The organism is Pseudomonas sp. Sample_9, from assembly GCF_004307535.1.
In the GTDB taxonomy this organism is placed as follows: domain Bacteria; phylum Pseudomonadota; class Gammaproteobacteria; order Pseudomonadales; family Pseudomonadaceae; genus Aquipseudomonas; species Aquipseudomonas mercuritolerans.
In genome coordinates, this window is sequence record NZ_RAZO01000205.1 from 1 (window position 1) to 3,365 (window position 3,365).

The 3,365-nt window shown below is 59.5% G+C and carries 5 protein-coding genes; 3 read left to right on the plus strand and 2 right to left on the minus strand.

The window, feature by feature from the left end:
- The coding region (locus D6877_RS11230; RefSeq protein WP_130910812.1) for an AraC family transcriptional regulator at window positions 1–548 on the minus strand (548 nt) is incomplete at its 3' end.
- Window positions 549–713: 165 nt separating this feature from the next.
- Here D6877_RS11230 and D6877_RS11235 point away from each other — a divergent pair.
- Both D6877_RS11235 and D6877_RS11240 read left to right on the plus strand, forming a co-directional pair.
- Entirely contained in the window at window positions 714–1,025 is a 312-nt protein-coding gene (locus D6877_RS11235; RefSeq protein WP_130910813.1) for a DUF962 domain-containing protein, read from the plus strand.
- Between the two features lie 14 nt (window positions 1,026–1,039).
- A complete protein-coding gene (locus D6877_RS11240; protein ID WP_130910814.1) occupies window positions 1,040–1,630 on the plus strand; it encodes an HD domain-containing protein in 591 nt (196 codons plus the stop codon).
- A gap of 110 nt (window positions 1,631–1,740) precedes the next feature.
- On the opposite strand, the gene D6877_RS11245 is transcribed toward D6877_RS11240, so the two are convergent.
- Window positions 1,741–2,556: a UDP-2,3-diacylglucosamine diphosphatase gene (locus D6877_RS11245; RefSeq protein ID WP_024012063.1), complete on the minus strand. Its 816-nt coding sequence runs from the start codon at window positions 2,554–2,556 to the stop codon at window positions 1,741–1,743.
- A 217-nt stretch (window positions 2,557–2,773) separates the two neighbouring features.
- On the opposite strand from D6877_RS11245, the gene D6877_RS11250 reads away from it, so the two are divergent.
- On the plus strand, window positions 2,774–3,365 hold a 592-nt coding region (locus tag D6877_RS11250), incomplete at its 3' end, for an EamA family transporter (protein ID WP_130910815.1).

Here is a 3,365-nt window from a genome sequence, read left to right on the forward strand (position 1 = left end):
GCGTGAAAGGCTTCTTTATAGGGTTGCAGGTTTGTCGGCTGATCGCCCTGAACCAACACTTTGACCGGGTGCAGCGGGCGCCCGGTCAGCCAGCCGCACAGCGCCAACGCGCAGGCCAGTGACGCTTCGGCGCTCTGCCGGGTCGGCGGCAGGTGATCGCCGTGCACGGTGAGAATCAGCGCATAACCTTCATCGAGCAAGCGAAAGCTCAAGTCGGCGCTTTCGGCAATGATGCGTTGATAGCGCACCAGACGCTGGAAACCTTCAGCCAGGGTATTGCTCGACATCAGCGCGTAGCCGGCGACATGAAACGAGGCCGGGCGCACCACTTTGCCCATGTTCAGGCCGATCGCCGGGTTGCCGGACACCTCGACCGCGCGCTGCCAGAGCCGGGTCATGGAATCCTGCGGGAAACGCGCATCCGGATCTTCGAGGGCACTGAAGTCCAGCCCCAGTTGCTTGAACAGAACCCGGCAATCCAGGCCGTCCATCTCCAGTGCTTTGACAATCCCCATCGCCCAGCTTGCAGAAGTCGTTCGTTCGCTCATGGTTGTTATTCTTTTACATGACGGGCTGCAGATAACCGCCCTATTTGCGAAGGATACTAAAGTGGCGCCGATTGTCACTGGCCCACGCCAATGATCACTCTAGACTCAAATAAGCTGCCCGACGCACAACTTGTCGCCAGAACAATCACCACAGAGAGCGCGGTCGTGGAAAATATCAAGCAGTTCAACAGCTTCGCCGAGTTCTACCCGTATTACCTCGCCGAGCACAGCAACAGTACCTGCCGTCGTCTGCATTTCATCGGCACGTCTCTGGTCATCTTCATTCTCGCGCTCAGCATCGCCAAAAGCGCCTGGCTGCTGTTGCTGGCCCTGCCTCTGGCGGGTTACAGCTTTGCCTGGATCGGCCACTTCTTTTTCGAAAAAAACCGCCCGGCGACGTTTCAGCATCCGCTGTACAGCCTGCTCGGCGATTTCGTCATGTACCGCGACATGATTCTCGGTCGCGTGGCGTTCTGAATGAGGGTCTGCCCATGAATGCCCATGCTCGCTTCACCCATATGAAGGACGGCACCGAGAAAGACTGGGCGATCATCGCCGCTGATTTCAGTGCCTATGCCAGACAACTGCCATCGCGGATCCTCGCGCATCTGAAGCTGCTTGAGGGCGACTTCGGCGGTTTCCCCGTGGATCGCCTGACCCACTCGTTGCAAACCGCGACCCGCGCCTTTCGCGACGGGCGTGACGAGGAATACGTGGTCTGCGCGCTGTTGCACGACATTGGCGACACCCTCGGTTCGTACAATCATCCGGATATCGCCGCGGCGATTCTCAAGCCGTTCGTGAGTGCGGAGAATCTGTGGATGGTGGAGAAGCACGGAATCTTTCAGGGCTATTACTTCTTTCATCATCTGGGCATGGATCGGCATTTGCGCGAGCAATTCAAGGACCATCCGCAGTTCCACGCCACTGCCGAATTTTGCGCCAAGTACGACGCGGCGGCGTTTGATCCGGCGTATGACACGCTGCCGCTGAGTTTCTTCGAGCCGATGATGGAAAGGCTGTTTGCGCAACCGAAGAACTCGATTTACAAGGCTGCGATGCAAGAACACAGCCCGGCCTGAGAACACATGTGGGAGCGAGCCTGCTCGCGAAAGCGCGGTATCAGGCACAGAAGTTTCGTCTGACGCTACGCCTTCGCGAGCAGGCTCGCTCCCACAGGGTACTTTTTCGCTCAGGCGATTTCGGCGACTTTGGCAGCCTTGAGCTCCGCCTCCCGCGCCTGCGCATCCGCCAATCGATACAGCTCGATCGTGCCGTCCCAATGCTCGATCAGCGCCGTGCACGACTCGACCCAGTCGCCGCAGTTGAGGTAGTCCACCTCCCCCACCTTGCGAATCTCGGCATGGTGGATATGCCCGCAAACCACGCCATGCAGTTCGCGCTTCACGCATTCGTGGGCGATGGCTTCTTCAAAGTCGCTGATGAAACTCACCGCTGTCTTGACCTTGTGTTTCAGGTAGGCCGACAGCGACCAGTAACCGTAGCCATAACGGGCGCGCCAGTGATTGAGCCAGCGGTTGAGGGTCAGGGTGAATTCGTAGGCGGAGTCGCCAAGAAAGGCCAGCCAGCGGTGATAACGGGTGATCACGTCGAACTGGTCGCCGTGAATCACCAGCAAATGCCGGCCATCGGCAGTGACATGCACAGCTTCGTCGACCAACTGGATATTGCCCAGAATCAGTTTCGAATAGCGCCGCAGGAATTCGTCATGGTTGCCGGTGACGTAGATTACTTCGGTGCCGCGCTTGCTCATGGTCAGCAATCGGCGGATGACGTTGGTGTGGGCTTGCGGCCAGTACATGCCGCTGCGCAGTTTCCAGCCGTCGATGATGTCACCGACCAGATAGACCTTGTCGGCGTGGTAGCCCTTGAGAAATTGCGACAGGTGCTCGGCCTGACAGTCCCGCGTGCCCAAGTGCACATCGGAGATCCACAGGGTTCGCACCCGTTGTTTGCGACTGGGTCGGGCGAGCTCGGCGCTGGTCATGGGCAACCCTCTGCGATGTTTTCGCCAGCTTGCGCGCGCGCCGTTAATCGCCCGTGACAGGCGCGAGTCAGTCGTATGACAGCGCACATCGTTGAAAAATTGAGGAATCGGATGACAGACGCGACGGCGACAGCGCTTTAGACTGGCGCTCTTTTGATGAGCGTTCCCACGCTCCTGCGTGGGAACGATCAAAACTGTGTCTGGATTAAGGATTGCAATGACTCCGCGTACCGCCCTCGGCGCCCTGCATATCGGCGCTTTGATGTTCGGCCTGACCGGTGTGTTCGGCAAACTCGCTGCCGCATCGCCGGCGGTCATCGTGTTCGGCCGCGCTGCTTTCGCCGTGCTTGCCCTGGCCTTCTTCGCTCGATTCGCCAGCCAGAGCGGCTGGCAAAAGCTGCAAGCAGTGGACTGGCGACGCCTGGCGCTGAGTGGTGTGTTGCTGGCCGGGCACTGGGTGAGTTTTTTTGTTTCGGTGAAGATCGCCGGGGTAGCCATTGCCACCTTGGGCTTCGCCAGTTTCCCGGCGTTCACGGTTATTCTCGAAGGGCTGATCTTCCGCGAACGCATCCGCGCCAATGAAATTCTCCTGGTGGTATTGGTCAGCGTCGGTCTGGTGCTGGTAACCCCGGCGTTCGATCTGGCCAGCGGCGCCACCGTCGGCCTGCTCTGGGCGGTATTGTCCGGCCTGCTGTTTTCTCTTCTGTCGCTGACCAACCGCGCCAGCTCCGGACGCATCCCGGCGGTGCAGGCAGCGTTGTGCCAGAACGTCGTCGTGGCCTTGTGTCTGTTGCCGGTCGCGGCGCCGC